General features: G+C 59.2%; 16 protein-coding genes. 3 read left to right on the plus strand and 13 right to left on the minus strand.

The features are described from left to right. Nucleotides 1-5 precede the first annotated feature (5 nt). From rsfS to HMPREF2129_RS06145, 12 genes are all read right to left on the minus strand, one after another. The gene (rsfS, locus tag HMPREF2129_RS06090) at nucleotides 6-482 is read right to left on the minus strand and encodes a ribosome silencing factor (protein WP_034664333.1); all 477 of its coding nucleotides are present in this window, start codon (nucleotides 480-482) and stop codon (nucleotides 6-8) included. A 94-nt stretch (nucleotides 483-576) separates the two neighbouring features. Further along, complete coding sequence (nadD, locus tag HMPREF2129_RS06095; protein WP_034664335.1) at nucleotides 577-1,200, minus strand: nicotinate-nucleotide adenylyltransferase; 624 nt, start codon at nucleotides 1,198-1,200, stop codon at nucleotides 577-579. A 14-nt stretch (nucleotides 1,201-1,214) separates the two neighbouring features. Then, complete coding sequence (locus tag HMPREF2129_RS06100; RefSeq protein ID WP_034664336.1) at nucleotides 1,215-1,679, minus strand: hypothetical protein; 465 nt, start codon at nucleotides 1,677-1,679, stop codon at nucleotides 1,215-1,217. A 143-nt stretch (nucleotides 1,680-1,822) separates the two neighbouring features. Further along, the gene (locus HMPREF2129_RS06105; protein ID WP_232218113.1) at nucleotides 1,823-3,115 is read right to left on the minus strand and encodes a glutamate-5-semialdehyde dehydrogenase; all 1,293 of its coding nucleotides are present in this window, start codon (nucleotides 3,113-3,115) and stop codon (nucleotides 1,823-1,825) included. Between the two features lie 18 nt (nucleotides 3,116-3,133). Next, nucleotides 3,134-4,054: a D-isomer specific 2-hydroxyacid dehydrogenase family protein gene (locus HMPREF2129_RS06110; RefSeq protein ID WP_034664338.1), complete on the minus strand. Its 921-nt coding sequence runs from the start codon at nucleotides 4,052-4,054 to the stop codon at nucleotides 3,134-3,136. A 3-nt stretch (nucleotides 4,055-4,057) separates the two neighbouring features. After that, nucleotides 4,058-5,170: a glutamate 5-kinase gene (gene proB / locus HMPREF2129_RS06115; protein ID WP_034664340.1), complete on the minus strand. Its 1,113-nt coding sequence runs from the start codon at nucleotides 5,168-5,170 to the stop codon at nucleotides 4,058-4,060. Nucleotides 5,171-5,173: 3 nt separating this feature from the next. After that, on the minus strand, nucleotides 5,174-6,688 hold the full coding sequence (obgE, locus tag HMPREF2129_RS06120; protein ID WP_034664342.1) for a GTPase ObgE: 1,515 nt from the start codon (nucleotides 6,686-6,688) through the stop codon (nucleotides 5,174-5,176). A gap of 337 nt (nucleotides 6,689-7,025) precedes the next feature. Further along, a complete protein-coding gene (gene rpmA, locus HMPREF2129_RS06125) occupies nucleotides 7,026-7,358 on the minus strand; it encodes a 50S ribosomal protein L27 (RefSeq protein WP_034664344.1) in 333 nt (110 codons plus the stop codon). 26 nt (nucleotides 7,359-7,384) lie between these two features. Then, nucleotides 7,385-7,690: a 50S ribosomal protein L21 gene (gene rplU, locus HMPREF2129_RS06130; RefSeq protein WP_034664346.1), complete on the minus strand. Its 306-nt coding sequence runs from the start codon at nucleotides 7,688-7,690 to the stop codon at nucleotides 7,385-7,387. A 211-nt stretch (nucleotides 7,691-7,901) separates the two neighbouring features. Further along, nucleotides 7,902-10,739 carry a translation initiation factor IF-2 N-terminal domain-containing protein gene (locus HMPREF2129_RS06135; RefSeq protein WP_052092866.1) on the minus strand — a complete coding sequence of 946 codons (2,838 nt, stop codon included), beginning with the start codon at nucleotides 10,737-10,739 and terminating at the stop codon, nucleotides 7,902-7,904. A gap of 270 nt (nucleotides 10,740-11,009) precedes the next feature. Beyond that, on the minus strand, nucleotides 11,010-11,420 hold the full coding sequence (gene ndk / locus HMPREF2129_RS06140; RefSeq protein ID WP_015381795.1) for a nucleoside-diphosphate kinase: 411 nt from the start codon (nucleotides 11,418-11,420) through the stop codon (nucleotides 11,010-11,012). Nucleotides 11,421-11,437: 17 nt separating this feature from the next. Then, the gene (locus tag HMPREF2129_RS06145) at nucleotides 11,438-11,743 is read right to left on the minus strand and encodes a hypothetical protein (protein WP_034664350.1); all 306 of its coding nucleotides are present in this window, start codon (nucleotides 11,741-11,743) and stop codon (nucleotides 11,438-11,440) included. A 185-nt stretch (nucleotides 11,744-11,928) separates the two neighbouring features. On the opposite strand from HMPREF2129_RS06145, the gene HMPREF2129_RS06150 reads away from it, so the two are divergent. From HMPREF2129_RS06150 to HMPREF2129_RS06160, 3 genes are all read left to right on the plus strand, one after another. Beyond that, entirely contained in the window at nucleotides 11,929-13,443 is a 1,515-nt protein-coding gene (locus tag HMPREF2129_RS06150; RefSeq protein WP_034664353.1) for an AMP-binding protein, read from the plus strand. A 178-nt stretch (nucleotides 13,444-13,621) separates the two neighbouring features. Further along, nucleotides 13,622-14,815, plus strand: a complete 1,194-nt coding sequence (locus HMPREF2129_RS06155) for an acyl-CoA dehydrogenase family protein (protein ID WP_052092867.1) — start codon at nucleotides 13,622-13,624, stop codon at nucleotides 14,813-14,815. A 5-nt stretch (nucleotides 14,816-14,820) separates the two neighbouring features. Further along, nucleotides 14,821-16,023: an acyl-CoA dehydrogenase family protein gene (locus HMPREF2129_RS06160; RefSeq protein ID WP_052092870.1), complete on the plus strand. Its 1,203-nt coding sequence runs from the start codon at nucleotides 14,821-14,823 to the stop codon at nucleotides 16,021-16,023. Nucleotides 16,024-16,256: 233 nt separating this feature from the next. On the opposite strand, the gene HMPREF2129_RS06165 is transcribed toward HMPREF2129_RS06160, so the two are convergent. Continuing rightward, nucleotides 16,257-17,174: a hypothetical protein gene (locus HMPREF2129_RS06165; protein ID WP_034664355.1), complete on the minus strand. Its 918-nt coding sequence runs from the start codon at nucleotides 17,172-17,174 to the stop codon at nucleotides 16,257-16,259. Nucleotides 17,175-17,254 lie beyond the last annotated feature (80 nt).

Genomic DNA, 17,254 nt, shown 5'->3' on the forward strand with positions numbered 1-17,254 from the left:
CGTGGCTATTCGTCGTTATTGCTGGGGCTCTCACCCGCCAGAGGCAGGTCCTCAATATTGTCCAAGGTGCGCACGTTGGCGCCATCCGCACTCGTGGAGAAATCGCCGGGAAGCACATACGGCTCCACGCCCTCCACCTCAATGCGTGGACAATCAGCGTACAGGCGGTCCAAACCGTAGAATTCACGCTCGGCTTCACGCTGAATGTGCACGACGAACAGGCCGTAGTCCAGCAGGACCCAGCGGAATTCACGGTTGCCTTCACGGCGCTTTGGCTCAGCACCAGCCTTGGTCAACTGGTCCTCAACCTCCTCAACGATGGAGGCAACTTGGCGCTCGTTGTCGGCGGAGACAACCACGAAGATATCCGTGATAGCCAAGACGTCAGAAACGTCAATCACAGCAATGTTGGCGCCGAGTTTTTCATCGGCGGCTTTAGCGGCGATAACGGCGAGGTCGCGAGCGGTGTCCGAAGCAGTCAAGCTGGCGCAATCCTTTTCTTCAATACTTTTCAATTCATAGGGCCTAAGAGACTCAACCGTCCTATACTCCCATGAAACACAGGGAATATGCCACTTATTGGCGGTACATCTTGTTTTTAGCGATGTACTGGACAACTCCATCCGGCACGAGATACCACACCGGGCGGCCGGCGGCAGCGCGCTCACGGCAGTTGGTGGAGGAGATCGCCATCGCCGGGATCTCAATCAAATGGGTGCGTTCCTGATGCTCCACGGGCAGCATGTCTTCAGCGAGTTCATACCCGGGCCGGGTCACGCCAACGAACTCTGCTAGATCGAACATGGCTTCCCAGTCATGCCAGGACATGATGGAGGCCAGTGCATCTGCACCAGTAATGAAGAACAGATCGTCCTTCGGGTACTTCTGGCGCATGTCCCGCAACGTGTCCACCGTGTAGGTGGCACCAGGGCGGTCAATGTCAACACGAGAGACGTTGAAGCGGGGATTGGAGGCGGTAGCAATCACCGTCATCAAATAGCGGTCTTCCGCATCGGAGACTTTCTTGCCTGCCTTCTGCCATGGTTGGCCAGTGGGCACAAAAACCACTTCATCGAGCTGGAAGATATCCGCTACTTCACTCGCGGCAACCAGGTGCCCATTGTGAATGGGATCAAAAGTTCCACCCATGATGCCAATGCGACGGGGGCCATGGGTGGATGCAACAGGCTGATCAGACATGAGCTCAACCCTAGTTAGCCGAATGTGTGCCCCACGTGATCACTCGGCTGGAAGTACACCATTAATCGGCCGGTGGGGAACTGGTGGCGGATGACAGCAGCAATGGTGGCCACAACTCCACCGATGATCAGCAGGGGCGCTAACCATGCCATGACTTTGCCAACGTTGCCTGATGAGGAGCCATCATCACCGGAGCCCGGATCAGGTTTAGCGTTGTCGTCTTCATCCCCACGATCAACAGGGGGAAACGGCTGCCCTGGAGCCTGGTCTACTCGCACATAAACGCCGTTAATGAGGAGGTAATAAGAGCCATCCTTCATGTACGCAGGCGGGCGCTCGACGGCTTTCCACCCATCTTCTTTGGTTACCTCCGCCTCAGTCTGTGCATCAGCTACAGGAGCTACAGGCTCGACGGGTAAAAGACTGAGGGTGGTGGCGAACGCTACTGCTGCAACAGTAACGATCTTTGCAGGGCGCATGACCTTTATCCTTCATGTTCAAGCTGGTGGTGCAGCCATCCCACAACCCCAACAGGTCGTGGACATCTCAACTAATTCTAATTACTGCCCATCATACTCAGTCGCTACTCCATTTGAAACATTGAGTGATCGATCACACAACATCAAGGACGGGTCTGCCCGTTCCCTTCAAGAATCCACTTCGTACTAGTCAATTCCGGCAGCGCCATCGGTCCACGTGCATGCAGTTTCTGCGTGGAGATACCGATCTCCGCGCCCATTCCGTATTGCTCCCCATCTGTAAACGCCGTCGACGCATTGAGCATCACCGCAGCCGCATCTACCTGGTCCGCAAATTCCTGCAACGTATAAGCATTCAGCGAGGCAATCGCCTCCGTGTGCCCGGACGTGTAGCGCGCGATGTGCGCGATTGCCCCGTCCACACCGTCCACGATGTCCACGGCAATATCCATGGACAGGTATTCATCGGACCAGTCAGCTTCGGTTGCGGGCTCCACATTTTGCGCGCCAATCGCAGCAAGCTTATCGACGTCCCCGTGCACCCTCACCCCCGCCCCCTGCAACGCCTCCACCACACGCAACTGATCCGCCACATCCAGTCCGGCATCAATGAGTGCCGTCTCCGTCGCATTGCACACGGAGCACCGGCGGGTCTTGCCATTGAGAAGCATCTCAATCGCAGAATCCAGCTGCGCATCCCGGTCGATGTAGAAGTGACAATTGCCCGTGCCGGTTTCGATAGCGGGGACGGTGGCGCCGGTCACCACCACGTCGATAAGCCGTGCAGAGCCGCGAGGAATGACCACGTCGACGAGACCGCGCGCGGTAATGAGATCCTGCACGGAGTCATGCGTCTCACACGGCAACAGCTGGACAACCTCACGCGGCAGACCATGCGCAGCGGCAACATCCTGGAGGATCTCCACGAGCTGGGCATTCGAATGCCGCGCCGACTTCGAGCCACGCAGCAGAGCCACGTTGCCGGATTTCAATGCGAGGCCGAACGCATCCACCGTGACATTCGGGCGCGCCTCATAAACCATGCCCATCACACCTAAAGGCACGCGGACCTGTTTCATCCTGATGCCATTCGGCATCACCGAACCACGCAGCACCTCCCCCACCGGGTCCTCCAGTGACGCCACCTGGCGCAGACCCCCCGCGATCCCCTCAACACGGTCGGCATCGAGCGCCAACCGGTCAATGAGGGAGTCCGTGAGCCCCGCCTCACGCCCAGCCTCAATATCCCGCTGATTCGCCGCGATGATCTCCTCCGTGCGAGCCACTAACTCCTCGGCGGCAGCAAGCAGCACTTCATTCTTCGCGGAGGTCGCCAGCGTGGCCACGATCGGAGCCACATCTTTTGCTGCGCGCGCCTTGGCCAGAACCTCAGCGCGTTCCTCTTCACGGTCAGCGGCACTCATTGCGTCACTCATGGGGCCTGATCCTAGCGCCTAATACCCCTGCTCCACATCAACTTCAGTGGGCAGTGCTTCCCCGCGCTGTAACGCCTCCCAGTTCCGCAGGGTCAACCCACCGATACGCTGCTTGCCAAAACGTGGGGTGCTGGCCGTATGCGGTGTCATCAAGCAGCGTTCACAGTCCCACAGTGGGTGATCCGCCGGCAGTGGTTCTGGGGCCGTGACGTCTAAAGCCGCGCCCGCGATCGTGCCGTTGTTGAGTGCCTCCACTAGGTCGTCCGTGACCACGAGTGGCCCGCGGGCAACATTGACCAGCACTGCGGTCTGCTTCATCTGCGCCAGCACGTCCGCATTAACCATGCCGCGGGTGGATTCCGTCAATGGTGCCAACAACACCACCACGTCCGCGCGGCCCCACACGTTCTTGGACTCAATCTCCGCCATCCGGACCGTCTCATCAGCGCCCTCCACCGGGCGGCCGGAACGGTTCACAGCGATCGTGTGCACCCCAAACGGCACCAAGAAGGACAGGAGTTTCTTCCCGATGCCCCCTGCCCCCACAATCGCCACCGTCTTATCCTCAACCAGGTACTGGGTCTCATGCGCAATTTCCCGCGTCGTCGACCCATCCCGCGTCACGCGCCGGTACTGGTGCAGTGCACCCAGGATGAGGGCGAGGGTGGATTCGGCCACATTGTCGTCGTAAAGCCCCGCAGCATTCGCCCAGCGCAAACCCGAACGCTTGAGAATCCCAGCCTCATCCAGCGCATCGATTCCCGCCCAGGCGAACTGAGCAAACTGCACTGACTCCGGAATCTCCTCTGGAAAATCCGCAGCGCCACCGTGATAGATGAGCACATCCGGATTCCCCTCAAGGCTTACGTGTTCGTGGCCTTCCGCCTCCAACTCGGTGACGGTCTGGGTCCAGGGTTTAGGCAAAATAGCAAACTTCATGCCCTAGAGCCTAGATGCGTAATTGGACAGATAGTCCGCGTGCACCACTGAGCGGCGCTGATGCGCCGGCAACTCATCCGTATGTTTGCCCAGCATGCCCGCCAATTCCGCTGAGCCGTAGGCAGTTTCTCCGCGGCCGATCGCTTGCCCATTCGGCCCCAGAATCTCCACGATGTCCCCGGCCTGGAAGTCGCCTTCCGTGTCCGTGATGCCCACCGCTAGAAGCGAAGTCCCACCGCGGGTCACGGCCTGCACCGCCCCCTCGTCGAGATACAACGTGCCTTCTGCATCCGCCGCATACAGCGCCCAGAACTTCCACGCTGACAGCTTTGACTCCGGTCGCGTATGAAAGACGGTGCCCACCTGGGCGTCCCCCAGTGCCTCCTCGATCTTCTCCGCCGACGTCAACAACACCGGCACACCACCACGAGTAGCCAAACGCGCCGCCGACACCTTCGACGCCATGCCACCGGTGCCAAAGCGCCCGCCATCACCCGCGACGATCCCCTCCAAATCCTTGCCGCTACGCACCTCATCCACGAAGCGCGCCGCCGGGTCAGCCGGGTTCCGGTCGTACAAGCCATCCACATCTGACAGCAAGATCAGAGCATCAGCAGAAATAAGCGTGGCGACGATCGCCGACAACCTATCGTTATCCCCAAACCTCATCTCCGTGGTGGCCACCGTGTCATTCTCATTGACAATCGGCACCGACCCCATCTGCCGCAGCCGATCAATGGTGCGCTGCGCATTCCGGGCACGCTCCCGTACGCCGGCATCGGACTGAGTCAACAACACCTGCCCAATTGCGCGCTCATACCGGGCGAACGACTGCCCCCACGACTGTGCCAGGTGAATCTGACCGACAGCGGCTGCGGCCTGCTTCGTCGCTAAGTCTTTCGGCCGTGACTTCAAGCCCAGCGGCGCCATGCCCGCCGCGATAGCACCGGAGGACACCACGATCACGTCACTCCCGCGCCCCATCCGCGCCTCCAGCGCGTCCACGATCCGGTCGATCTTGTCCTGCGACACCGCCGAGGACTCATCCACCAACGAACTCGTACCCAGCTTCACCACGATGCGCTTCGCGCCAGCAATCTGTTCCCGGAGATCCATGCCTTATCCCTGCCAACGTTCTCGGTCGGCCTCGGTGCGGCCCAGGAGGTCGTCGCCGAAATCGTATTCGTCGATAAGCCCCCTACGAGCTTGCGACGCACGCTTACGCTCCGCCGCGGACATACGATCCGTGCCACCCAGGCGCGCGTCCTGTCCACGTCCAGCCATCGTGGGATCACCGCCAATCGACGGCTCCCAATCGAAGGAGATCTCCCCGATTATCACCGTGTCCCCCTCGTGCGCACCGAGCTTACGCAGCTGATCCTCCACGCCCGCCTTATTCAGGCGATCAGAGAGATACCCCACTGCCTCATCATTTTCAAAGTCCGTCTGGCGGATCCAACGCTCCGCCTTCTCCCCCACGACCATCCATGCGCCAGGCAGTTCCGGATCCGGGATCACCCGAACATCATCCCCACGATCCACCGCCTTCGGCCGAATGACCTGGCGCTCCACCTGCTCCTTGACCTTCGGATGCGCCTTGCGGGCAGCCTGAACCACATCCCACAACGCCCACTTCAACTCATCCAAGCCCGCGCGCGTCGCCGTAGAAATCATGAAAATCGGCCAACCAAAACGCTCCGCCAAATCTGATTCGAGGAACTCCGCCAGCTCCTTCGCCTCCGGAATATCCACCTTGTTCAGAACAATGATTCGGGGGCGCTCGCGCAGATCACCCAGCCCAGTCTCATCCGCTTCAAGTTGCTCCGCGTAGGAATCCAGCTCTGCCTCCAAGGCCTCAATATCCGACTGCGGGTCACGGCCCGGCTCCATCGTGGCGCAATCCACCACGTGGACGAGCACCGCGGTGCGCTCAATGTGGCGCAAAAAGTCCAGGCCAAGGCCCTTGCCCTGGCTCGCACCCGGAATAAGGCCAGGCACATCCGCAATAGTGAACGTGTCATTGCCTACGTCCACCACACCAAGGTTCGGCTGCAGAGTAGTGAATGGGTAGTCAGCGATCTTCGGCTTCGCTGCCGACAGGACGGAAATCAACGAGGACTTACCGGCCGATGGGAAGCCCACCAGCCCCACGTCCGCCATGGACTTCAGCTCAAGGATCAGGTCATGCGCCTGGCCGGCCTCGCCCTTCAGCGCGAAACCAGGAGCCTTGCGCTTCGCCGTGGCGAGGGCTGCGTTACCCAAGCCGCCAAAACCACCTTCGGCCGCGATGAACCGGGTACCGGGCGTGACCAGGTCAGCGAGAATCTCCCCCTCCGCACTGCGCACCACCGTGCCCACGGGGACCTCCACTACCAAGTCCTCACCGCGTGCTCCATTCCGGTGATCCCCCTCACCGTTGCCGCCGCGCTTTGCCTTCAAGTGCGGGCGGTACTGGAAGTCCAACAGTGTGTGTACCTGCGGTGAAACCACCAGGATGATGTCCCCACCATGGCCACCGTTGCCCCCATCCGGCCCACCTAGCGGCTTGAACTTTTCACGGTGCACGGAAACACAGCCGTGGCCACCATCGCCGGCCTGTAGATGCAAGACAGCCTGATCAACGAACTGAGCCATGGTGGGTCTCCTCTCCTGCTGGGGTCAAATGGGGGTTCAGTGGGCGGGTCTAACCATGAAAATACCGGCGTCGGTGAAAGATTTTGCACCCCAACTGAAGGCCAAAATTAAACCTGCAGGTCAGAGATTTCTAAACTGTGATAGTTACCGGTGAAATGTAATATCTTTCAACGACCGCGCCGGTGAGCGAGCCAGAGCGAGCCAGTGGACCGGGACGGACGGACCACGGGCCAGTACCCCCCCACCCACACAAAAACGCGCCGGCAACCCCCGCCCGGGGATCGCGGCGCGCTTAAGAAGCGTGGCCGTGGGAGCACTGAACGCACTCCCCGCTGGCTTACGCGGTAGCGGTCTTCTCCTCAACCACTGCGTCATCGACTAGGCCAGCCTCGATAACCTCGGAAGCCACGCCCTCGCCGTCAGCGGGGACGATGTTGACAATGCGACGCTTCTTCTTGATGCCGAACTGGACGGAGCCAGCTGCGAGTGCGAAGAGCGTATCGTCGCCGCCGCGGCCGACGTTGTCGCCCGGGTGGAACTTGGTTCCGCGCTGGCGGACGAGGATCTCGCCTGCCTTCACCTGCTGGCCGCCGAAGCGCTTCACACCGAGGCGCTTGGACTCAGAGTCGCGGCCGTTCGAGGTGCTGGATGCACCCTTCTTGGTTGCCATTGTGGTTCCTCTCTAAACGTCTCGGTTTACTTGATGCCGGTGATCTTGACGGTGGTCAGCTGCTGGCGGTGGCCCTGACGCTTTTTGTAACCGGTCTTGTTCTTGTACTTCATGATGTTGATCTTCGGACCCTTGCCATGCTCAACGATCTCAGCGGAAACGTTGACCTTGGCCAGGTCGTCGGAGGTGGCGGTTACCTTGGCACCGTCGACAAGCAGAACAGGGGTGAGCGCCACAGAATCGCCAGCTTCACCCTCGATCTTCTCGACCCGAACGAGGTCGCCTTCGGCAACCTTGTACTGCTTTCCGCCGGTCTTGACGATTGCGTACATAGCGGGTTACCCCTTTCTTCTTCTCGCACGGCGCCGGCATGCCACGACACCACTATTTCATTCTTGCTTGTGTTTCGGGGTTTGTTAACGGCAGCCTCGCCCGCATGCTTGATCACAAAAGGCGCGCCCCAAAACAGCGACTGTCAAAGACTACACCGGCGCCCCCGCAAAGACCAAACTGCTCTTATGCGTGGGCGCAGTTCGTGTGTGTTTAGGTGGTGCGCCTCCGCGTAGCGCGTCGCCGGCCACGAGTAGGAGTGCGTGATGTCGCCTCTTTGGCCTCTTGCCGTTGCTTCGGTTCAGGCACCTTATGCACGCTTGTCGACGTCTTCCGCGTCGCACGCCTCCTACCCCTGCCCCCAGTAGTTCGAGTGACTGGTGCTTTCTCCTTGACCTCGATTGAAACCTCGCTTTGCGCCTCAGATGTGTGCTCGGTCTTAGCTGGGGTGTCCTTTGCGAAGTCCTCTCGGCGCGGACGGTGATCAGACTTGGAGTTGCCACGCGTGTTGCGCTTGCGGCGCGGGGAGTTCTCAAACTCTTCCAGTGCCTCTTCGTAGGTCTGGGAAGTGGTCTGGGTTGTTTCCTCAGCGGTAGTGTCTCGCTTCTGCTCCTGCTGCTGACTTTCGCTTCGGCCGCGGCCACGGCCGCTGCCGCGGCGTCCGCGACGACGGGATGAACGACGCTTGGGCTGTTCCTCAGCGTCCTCAGCGGATACCACCGCGTCGGCGAGTGCCTCGATGCTGGAAGATCCGTTGGAGTCTTCCTGAGAGTCCTCGTGGGAGTTCATCGCCAAAGCGGTCGGGTGGTTGCCCGGATTCTGCGCCGGTTTATGGCGACGAGAGGAACGGCTGTGGCTGTTCTCCGCCCCAGATGAGTCGGCGTGGTGGGAGGTGTCGGTGGTGGTCACTGGGTCGTCGCTAAGCACGATGCCGCGACCATCGCAGTGCTCACACTTGGTGGAGAACGTCTCCACGAGACCGGTGCCCAAACGCTTGCGCGTGAGCTGAACCAGGCCAAGCGAGGTCACCTCCGAAACCTGGTGGCGCGTGCGATCGCGGCCGAGGGCTTCCTTGAGACGACGCAGAACGAGCTCCTGGTTTTCAGGGAGGATCATATCGATGAAATCGATGATGATCATGCCGCCGATGTCACGCAGACGCAGTTGACGCACGATTTCTTCCGCGGCTTCCATGTTGTTGGCGGTCACGGTCTCCTCCAAGGAACCGCCGGAGCCGGTGAATTTGCCGGTGTTGACGTCAATGACAGTCATTGCTTCGGTGCGGTCAATGACCAGGGTGCCACCGGACGGCAGCCACACGATACGGGACAGCGCTTTCTGGATCTGCTCGTCGATGCGATAGACCTCGAAGGCGTCCTTGCCGTCGTGTTCACTGCGGTCGAATTTCTCCACTCGGTCCAGCAGATCAGGCGCAACTGACTGGACGTAGTTATGCACCACGTTCCAGGACTTCTTGCCGTCCACGACAAGGGCATCAAAGTCCTCGTTGAACAGGTCACGCACAACCTTGACCAAAAGCTTCGGCTCCTCATACAGCGTGACAGGCTTGGAACCCGGGGAGTTCTTTTCCTTCTCCGCCTGTTCCTGGATGGCCTCCCACTGGGTGTGCAGACGAGCAACGTCCGCACCAATAGCTTCCTCCGAGGCGCCTTCCGCGGCGGTGCGAATGATGGCGCCACCCTTGCCCGGCACAACCTTGACCAGGATGTCCTTGAGGCGCTTACGCTCCGGGGCGGGCAGCTTGCGCGAAATACCAGCACTGCGACCACCCGGGACATATACAAGGAAGCGCCCCGCCAAGGAAATCTGGGTGGTCAGCCGGGCACCCTTGTGGCCTACCGGATCCTTGGTCACCTGAACCAGCACCTGGTCACCGGATTTCAGAGCCTGCTCAATGCGGCGGGAACGGCCACCCAAACCAGCGGACTTCCAATCCACCTCGCCGGCATACAACACGCCATTGCGGCCCTGCCCGATGTCAATGAAGGCAGCTTCCATACTTGGCAGCACGTTCTGCACGCGGCCGAGGTAGATGTTGCCAATCATGGAGGCACTCTCGTCTGAATCCACGAAGTGCTCGACCAACAGACCATCTTCCAGAACACCGACCTGGGTCAGCTTGCCCGGACCATCGTGGCGCGCACGTTCACGCACAACCATGGTGCGTTCCACTGACTCGCGCCGCGCTAGAAACTCAGCCTGCGAGACAACCCGCGAACGCTTGCGCTCTTCCTCGCGCCGCTCAGTGCGACGACGGCGCTGCGCCTCCAAGCGTGAGGAGCCCTTGATCGCTTTAGGTTCTTGAATCTGATCTGCGGCAGGCTCTTGCTTTTCCTCGCGCTTTTCTTCTTGCTTATCCGCGTCCCCTTTCGCCGCACTCCCCGATCGCCGCACACGTCTACGGGAACCAGTTGGTGCCTTGAAGATCGGCGCGTACACCTCCGTAGCTTCTTCTACTTCAGTGGCATGCGCTTCGGCTTCGGCAGCTTCTTCGGCGGAGATTTCTTCGACGAGATCCTCCACGTCAATCGGGGTATCTTCGGTGTCCTGCGGGGCGCCCTCCGCATCTTCAGCTAGGACCTGTTCGAGGTCCGCCTCAACCTTTTCCGTGATCTGGTTAATCTCGTTTTCCACGTCCTTGCGCACGCGATGCCGGATCTTTTCGTCCGCATCATCTGCAGCACTCTTCGTGTCAGCACTGTCCTGCGCTGCGGTTGGGGTTGCAGGGGCTTGCTCCAAAGCGTCGAGAAGCTGCTCAGTTTCTGCACGCGTCAGGGTGGACTGCGCTACCTTGACTAGCCCCAGATCGCTGAGAGCAATGATCAGTTCCTTTGACTGCATCCCCAGCATCTTCGCCAACGCGAACACACGGGTCTTGTCCTGAATCTGGGAACGATCCATCAACTGTTTCGACGCAGACTTCTTAGTCGTTTTCTTCGCGGCCTTTTTGTTCGACTTTCTAGCGGTTTTCTTGGTTGTTGCCCGGCGACGCGACTTGTCGGGGGTTGCAATGTCGTCCTTATCCGACACGGAAATCTCCTATTGAATTGACCGTGCAGGGTACGTCCACGCCTACCAGCCGGGCGCTGGTGGAAAGAAAACCACCGCCGCCGCACAGCTGCGCGTCCACGCCCACACGGTGATACGGGTGTGTATAAAGCTTGACACCTATTGTGTCACAGCTTGCGCGGAGACTGTGGGACGCACGCGGAGACGCACGGGCAAAGAGAGAAAAAGCCCGGTGTTCAAACACAAAAAGTCCCCACTATGTTGTGGGGACTAAGACAGTACGGCGCGCACTTAGAGGTTCGGGAACCAGATAGCAATCTCACGCTCAGCGGACTCTGGGGAGTCCGAACCATGAACAACATTCTCACCAACGGTCAGAGCAAAATCACCGCGGATCGTACCAGGCGTTGCTGCCTCAACAGGGTGGGTGCCACCGGCCAGCTGACGCCACGCAGCGATAGCAGACTCGCCCTCGACGATGCCAGCTACCAGCGGTGCAGAGGTGATGAAATCAACGAGTTCACCGAAGAAAGGCTTGTCCTTGTGTTCCTCGTAGTGCTTCTCAGCGGTTGCGCGATCAGCGGTGCGCAGATCCATCTCAACGAGTTTCAGGCCTTTGCGCTCAATACGGGAGATGATTTCCCCCACGTGGCCGTTCTTGACGCCGTCCGGCTTAATCAGAATCAGAGTACGTTCAGTCATGTTTCCAACCTTAGCGTCTAGAGCTCTCTAACGATGTCCGCGGCCTCGCCGTAGCTGGTGTTGCGAAACCACAACTGAACCTGACGCGCTGCCTTATCCATATCGCCTGCGGCTTTCATCCCCGCAATAATCTCGCGCTGCTCCTCGTCTAAGTCGATGGGAGCACTTTCCATCGAGACATAGTTCTTCGCGAGCCACAGAACTAAGCACACCGCAGCAAACACAACGGCAGCGATATTGATTGCGCGCGGAAAATCCAGATAGACGCCAGCAATTGCCACCACCGAACCAAGCGCAGCGGCAATGAGATAAAGGGCTTTCATGATGTCTCACATTAGTGGAGGCAGCAGAATTCTTCACAGCTCCCCCTTAGTAAAACCCAAAGTAAAAATTAAGCCGATTTTTAGCACACGTTAATGAGGTGCAGGTCACAATGGTCTGCAGACTTCACAAGCCTAACCTTTCTTGGTTTGTGATTTTTCTCGTCCGGAATACCGAAAGGACCACCATGATCTATCAAAGCCCGTATCCAGATCTCGAGCTTTTCGACGGCTCCGTTTACGACCTGATCTTCCACAACCTGACCGCAGCCGACGCCGGCCGTCCTGCGATTACAGAACTGACTACGGGCAACAGCATCACCTATACCGAATTGAAGGAGGAGGCTGATGCCATGGCTGGATACCTTGCCGCGCACGACATTGGCCCCGGGAGTGTTGTCTCCCTACAGATCCCTAACTGCATCGACTTTGCTGTAGCACTCTTTGGCATCTTCCGCGCCGGGGCAACCGTGAACCCCATCGGTGTCCTGATGAATCCAAAAGACGTTGAAAGGATCGCAGGAATGGCCGGTGCAGACTTCTTCATCGGCGTGTCCGATGTTGGAAGTGAGCAGCATTTGTGGCATTACGAGGTGGAGCGGATCGCCGAGAAGCGCTTGCCCGCACCTGATATTCACGTCGACGGAAACACTTTGGCATCTGTCCCTTTCTCCTCGGGCACGACGGGCATGCCAAAAGGAGTGATGCTCACCCATAGCAATCTCACTTCTAATGTGCTTCAGGCACGTTACATGCTGGAAAAGAACGACATTGGGCCGCATACAAAGACCCTGTCACCTCTTCCTTTCTCCCACATTTACGGCATGACCGCGCTACTACTCACCCCGTTGCTGCAGCGCGCACACATCTTCACGATGCCGAAGTTCGACCTCGATATGTTCCTGCGTGCACACGGCGAACACGACATTGAGATGACATTCATCGCTCCGCCCATGGCCGTCGCACTAGCAAAGCATCCCGCTGTCACTGCCGAGGGCTTCGCCGCAAGCAGGCTCATGTTCTCCGGCGCCGCCCCATTGGACGAGGAGGTTGCACGCGCCGTTGAACTCCGCATCAATACCGATTGTGTGCAGGGCTACGGCATGACGGAGACCTCCCCGGCCGTCAACATTGGCATCAAAAGCGAGAACAACCCAGGCTCTATTGGACACCCAGTTCCGAACACGGAGTGTCGCATCGTTGATATTGAAACCCTCGAAGACGTGCCCCAAGGAGAGGCGGGCGAACTCCTCGTCCGCGGCCCACAGGTGATGCGGGGCTACCTGAATAATGAGGAAGCCACCAATGAAACATTTGTCGACGGTGGTTGGTTGCGCACAGGTGACGTGGCGCGCGTAGATGAGGCCGGGTTCTTCTACATCGTCGATCGCGCAAAAGAAGTGATCAAGTACAAGGGCTACCAGGTTGCACCAGCGGAGCTCGAGGCACTGCTCCTCACCCACGAAGCAATTGCCGACGCAGGAGTGGTCGGCGTCAACCGCGACGGTTTGGAAATCCCGCGCGCATTCGTCGTCCGGCAACAGGGCGCTGATCTCACCGAAGAGCAACTCATGGACTGGGTTGCCGAGCGCGTCACCCCCTATAAGAAGGTGCGTGCCGTGACATTTATCGACGAAATTCCCAAAAATCCCACCGGGAAGATTCTGCGCAAAGACCTGCGCCTTATCCCCTTGGAAGCGTAGTCAGAACTCCCTCTTTCACCCGGGGTACAGATGAGGGGCAATGAGTGCGAGAAATCCTAGAAAAATCGCCTCAAAAACATTTGTAAACACCTGCGACATAAGTCACAATTAAAGGCGTTATGGTTTTGCTCCACATTCACGGGGCGGAACCTCCCCGGAATCCAAGAAAGAGGAACTCATGGCTGACAACCCAGTCCACGAACTGCTCGATCCGAAAACCGACTACTACCAGGTATTCGCCGATGTTGACGGTGAGGACTTGGAGTGGTGGAAGAAGGCCCGCGAGTTCGGCGAATTCGCCCGCCCCTATATCAACGAGGGTTGGGAAACTGCCGAGTACCAGATCCCGGTCGTAGAAGAAGCAGGCAAGCGTGGCCTGTTCCGTGATGGCATCGACATCGAGGGTGAGCCACACATGTCCGTGCGTGCTGCCCGCCTAATGGCTTTCGAGTACGCACGTACGGATGCCTCCATGGGCACCGCATTCGGCGTTCAGGCTGGCCTGGCTATGCAGTCCATCGCCATGTGTGGTTCTGAGGAGCAGAAGGCTAAGTACCTGAAGCCGATGTGCCACCTGGAGATCCGCGGTGCATTCGCTCTGACTGAGCCGGATCACGGCTCCGACTCCATTGCTCTGGAGACCACCGCTGAGAAGAATGGTGACGAGTGGGTCATCAACGGCGAGAAGAAGTGGATCGGCCACGGCTCCGTCGGCCACATCGCCATCGTCTGGGCACGCGACACCGCCGATGGTCAGGTCAAGGGCTTCATCGTGGACCAGGACCAGGAGGGCTATGAGGCGGAGACGATCGTCGGTAAGGCATCGCTGCGCGGCATCCCGCAGGCACACATCAAGCTGAACAACGTCCGCGTTTCTGATGACCGCCGTCTGCCGGGCGCGAACTCCTTCCGCGACTGCGCGAAGGTGCTCACCGGTACGCGTGTGTCCGTCGCATGGGCATCCCTCGGTCTTGCCACCGACTGCTATGAGAAGGCTCTTGACTACGCCCAGCGCCGCGTCCAGTTCGGTCGCCCGCTGGTGAAGAACCAGATCATCCAACAGCGTCTCGCTGACATGCTGCAGGATTTGACCTCCATGTTCCTGTACTGCCGTCGCCTCCTTGAGCTCGAGGAGTCCGGCCAGCTCACCGAGCAGCAGGCAGCTCTGGCGAAGGTTCACTGCACCCGTGCAGCACGCAAGATCTCCGCTGACGCGCGCGACATGTTCGGCGGCGTGGGCATCCTGCTCGAGAACGATGTGGCACGCCACCACGCCGACATCGAGGCACTGCACACCTACGAGGGCACGGACACCATGCAGTCCCTCATCGTGGGCAAGTCCATCACCGGTGTCGGCGCATTCGCAGGTTAATCGCCATGGCAGATCAGAATGTGAATGAGGTCGCAGCACTGCTGGACCCGAAGACGGACTACTACCAGGTCTTCGCCGATGTTGATGGTGAGGACCTTGAGTGGTGGAAGAAGGCCCGCGAGTTCATGGAATTCGCCCGCCCCTCCATCAATGAGGCGTGGGAGAAGGCCGAGTACAACATCCCCGGTGTTGAGGAAGCGGCACGCCGCGGCCTTGTCACCGACGGCATTTCTATCGACGGCCAGCCCGGCATTTCCATTCGTGCAAACCGCCTGATCCAGATGGAATTCGCGCGCACCGACGCATCAACGGCCACCGCGCACATCGTTCAGTCCGGCCTGGCGATGCGCTCGATCGACATGTGCGGCTCCGAGGAGCAGAAGGCCAAGTACCTGGGCCCGATGTCCCGCATGGAGATCCGCGGCGCCTTCGCCTTGACTGAGCCAGATCACGGTTCCGATTCCATCGGACTGGAGACCTCTGCTCGCCGCGAGGGCGACGAGTGGGTCATCAACGGTGAGAAGAAGTGGATCGGCCACGGCTCCGTGGGCCACATCTCCATCGTCTGGGCACGTGATGAGGAAGACGGTGAAGTCAAGGGCTTTATCGTTGACCAGGACCAGGAGGGGTATGAGGCGGAAACGATCGTCGGTAAGGCATCGTTGCGCGGCATTCCGCAAGCGCACATCAAGCTTAACGACGTCCGCGTGTCCGACGACCGCCGTCTGCCCAACTCCCACTCCTTCCGCGACACCGCGAAGGTGCTCACCGGCACCCGCATCGCGGTCGCGTGGGTGGCCCTCGGCATGGCGATCGACTGCTACGAGAAGGCTCTTGACTACGCCCAGCGCCGCGTCCAGTTCGGCCGCCCACTGGTGAAGAACCAGGTCATCCAGCAGCGCCTCGCTGACATGCTGCAGGAAGTCACCTCCATGGCGCTGTACTGCCGTCGCCTCCTCGAACTGGAGGAAGCCGGAGAGCTCAACGAGAAGCAGGCAGCCCTGGCTAAAGTGCACAACACCCGCGGCGCACGCAAGGTGTCCGCCGACGCGCGCGACATGTTCGGCGGCGTCGGCATCCTGCTCGAGAACGACGTTGCGCGCCACCACGCCGACATCGAATCCCTGCACACCTACGAGGGCACGGACACCATGCAGTCCCTCATCGTGGGCAAGTCGATCACCGGCGTGAGCGCGTACCGCTCATAAGAACACGAACACCGGGCCTGGCAACGTGCTGGGCCCGGTTTTTCATGCTCCGAACAGATCGAAGTGCGTCGCCTTATCTTCGTCGATGTCTGTAGCGAGGTGCGAGTACACCGCCAGATCCTAATATGCGCCGCGAAGAAACTCAGCATACCTGCTCATTCCTTCGAAAATGAAACTAGCGCGCTGCGCAACCCGTCGCCAAAATGATCTGCGACGATCAACGGGGGCATCGCTTACTTGCTTTGCAGGCCTTGCAGATCATTGAAAATCTGCTCGTTGAAATCGTAAACATAAGGACCCCATTTTTTAATAGCGGTGGTCAAAGCACCATCATCTAAACCTGTGCTGGTGTCCACGACCCCGCGCGTGAACATCTCGATGTGGTCACCATAATCGTAAATACAAGCTGAGGGAGCCGCCGCTTGCATGCTCAGCCAGTTAATCGAGTGCGCAAGCGCCTCCCCCAAACCGGGCAAAGACTGTAGTGAAGATCCGATGATAAACCGCAGCGCACCGTCGATAACTTCGATGTCCATCTTCTGGCCGCCGATACTGGCTTCGACGACTTCCCCGATGTTTGTGGTGCGTACCTGCGGAATCGCCCCGGTTAGCTGCGTCATGCTGTGCACCACACGGGCCGTAGTTACCAGGGGGCCGAACTCGTCGTCGGGAGAACATTCATCCTTATACACGTCATAAATATCGGTGTTCAGCGCGAACTGTTCAGGGATAGTGACGGGAACCGTGACATCGATGAATCCCTGCTCAGCGATCTCGCGGTACCACGTGTCAATCTCGCGGAGGCAGGTGTTCCACCACGACTGCACCTGCCCCGCCGTGAGGCTTTCGCTGGCGAACATCGTCGATTTTGCCATCACCCGGTCCTCATAGAAGACGAACCGGCACACCCCCAAGGCGGACATTTGTAGAGCATTGCTGCGCATAAGAACATCAGATTCCTGGGAGACCACACCCGGCAGCAAAAAGGTCGCTTCGATCGACGCGTGCTCATCTTTGACCGCGATAAACGCCGCCATCCCGTCCACCGGATATGACCCGGTGGCCTGAGCCCTCTCGTCGCCAATGAGAACGTGCTGCCCAAGATTCGCTAACGCTATAGCGCACGCATTAAGGGTGAAGGGAATCTGCATGCTCGTGTGCTCCTTTAGTCGGTTCGGATCGGTCGCATAATAGTATCTGAGAAGAAACTAAGAGGACTACTCAAGGGCCT

The organism is Corynebacterium tuscaniense DNF00037 (genome assembly GCF_000759055.1).
GTDB lineage: Bacteria > Actinomycetota > Actinomycetes > Mycobacteriales > Mycobacteriaceae > Corynebacterium > Corynebacterium tuscaniense.

Coding starts and splice junctions, on each gene's coding strand:
- ndk (WP_015381795.1), bottom strand. CDS start 11,420: ATGACTGAACGTACTCTGATTCTGATTAAGCCGGACGGCGTCAAGAAC.
- obgE (WP_034664342.1), bottom strand. CDS start 6,688: ATGGCTCAGTTCGTTGATCAGGCTGTCTTGCATCTACAGGCCGGCGAT.
- HMPREF2129_RS06150 (WP_034664353.1), top strand. CDS start 11,929: ATGATCTATCAAAGCCCGTATCCAGATCTCGAGCTTTTCGACGGCTCC.
- HMPREF2129_RS06110 (WP_034664338.1), bottom strand. CDS start 4,054: ATGAAGTTTGCTATTTTGCCTAAACCCTGGACCCAGACCGTCACCGAG.
- HMPREF2129_RS06105 (WP_232218113.1), bottom strand. CDS start 3,115: ATGAGTGACGCAATGAGTGCCGCTGACCGTGAAGAGGAACGCGCTGAG.
- rpmA (WP_034664344.1), bottom strand. CDS start 7,358: ATGGCAACCAAGAAGGGTGCATCCAGCACCTCGAACGGCCGCGACTCT.
- HMPREF2129_RS06155 (WP_052092867.1), top strand. CDS start 13,622: ATGGCTGACAACCCAGTCCACGAACTGCTCGATCCGAAAACCGACTAC.
- HMPREF2129_RS06160 (WP_052092870.1), top strand. CDS start 14,821: ATGGCAGATCAGAATGTGAATGAGGTCGCAGCACTGCTGGACCCGAAG.
- nadD (WP_034664335.1), bottom strand. CDS start 1,200: ATGTCTGATCAGCCTGTTGCATCCACCCATGGCCCCCGTCGCATTGGC.
- rplU (WP_034664346.1), bottom strand. CDS start 7,690: ATGTACGCAATCGTCAAGACCGGCGGAAAGCAGTACAAGGTTGCCGAA.
- HMPREF2129_RS06165 (WP_034664355.1), bottom strand. CDS start 17,174: ATGCAGATTCCCTTCACCCTTAATGCGTGCGCTATAGCGTTAGCGAAT.
- HMPREF2129_RS06145 (WP_034664350.1), bottom strand. CDS start 11,743: ATGAAAGCCCTTTATCTCATTGCCGCTGCGCTTGGTTCGGTGGTGGCA.
- proB (WP_034664340.1), bottom strand. CDS start 5,170: ATGGATCTCCGGGAACAGATTGCTGGCGCGAAGCGCATCGTGGTGAAG.
- HMPREF2129_RS06100 (WP_034664336.1), bottom strand. CDS start 1,679: ATGCGCCCTGCAAAGATCGTTACTGTTGCAGCAGTAGCGTTCGCCACC.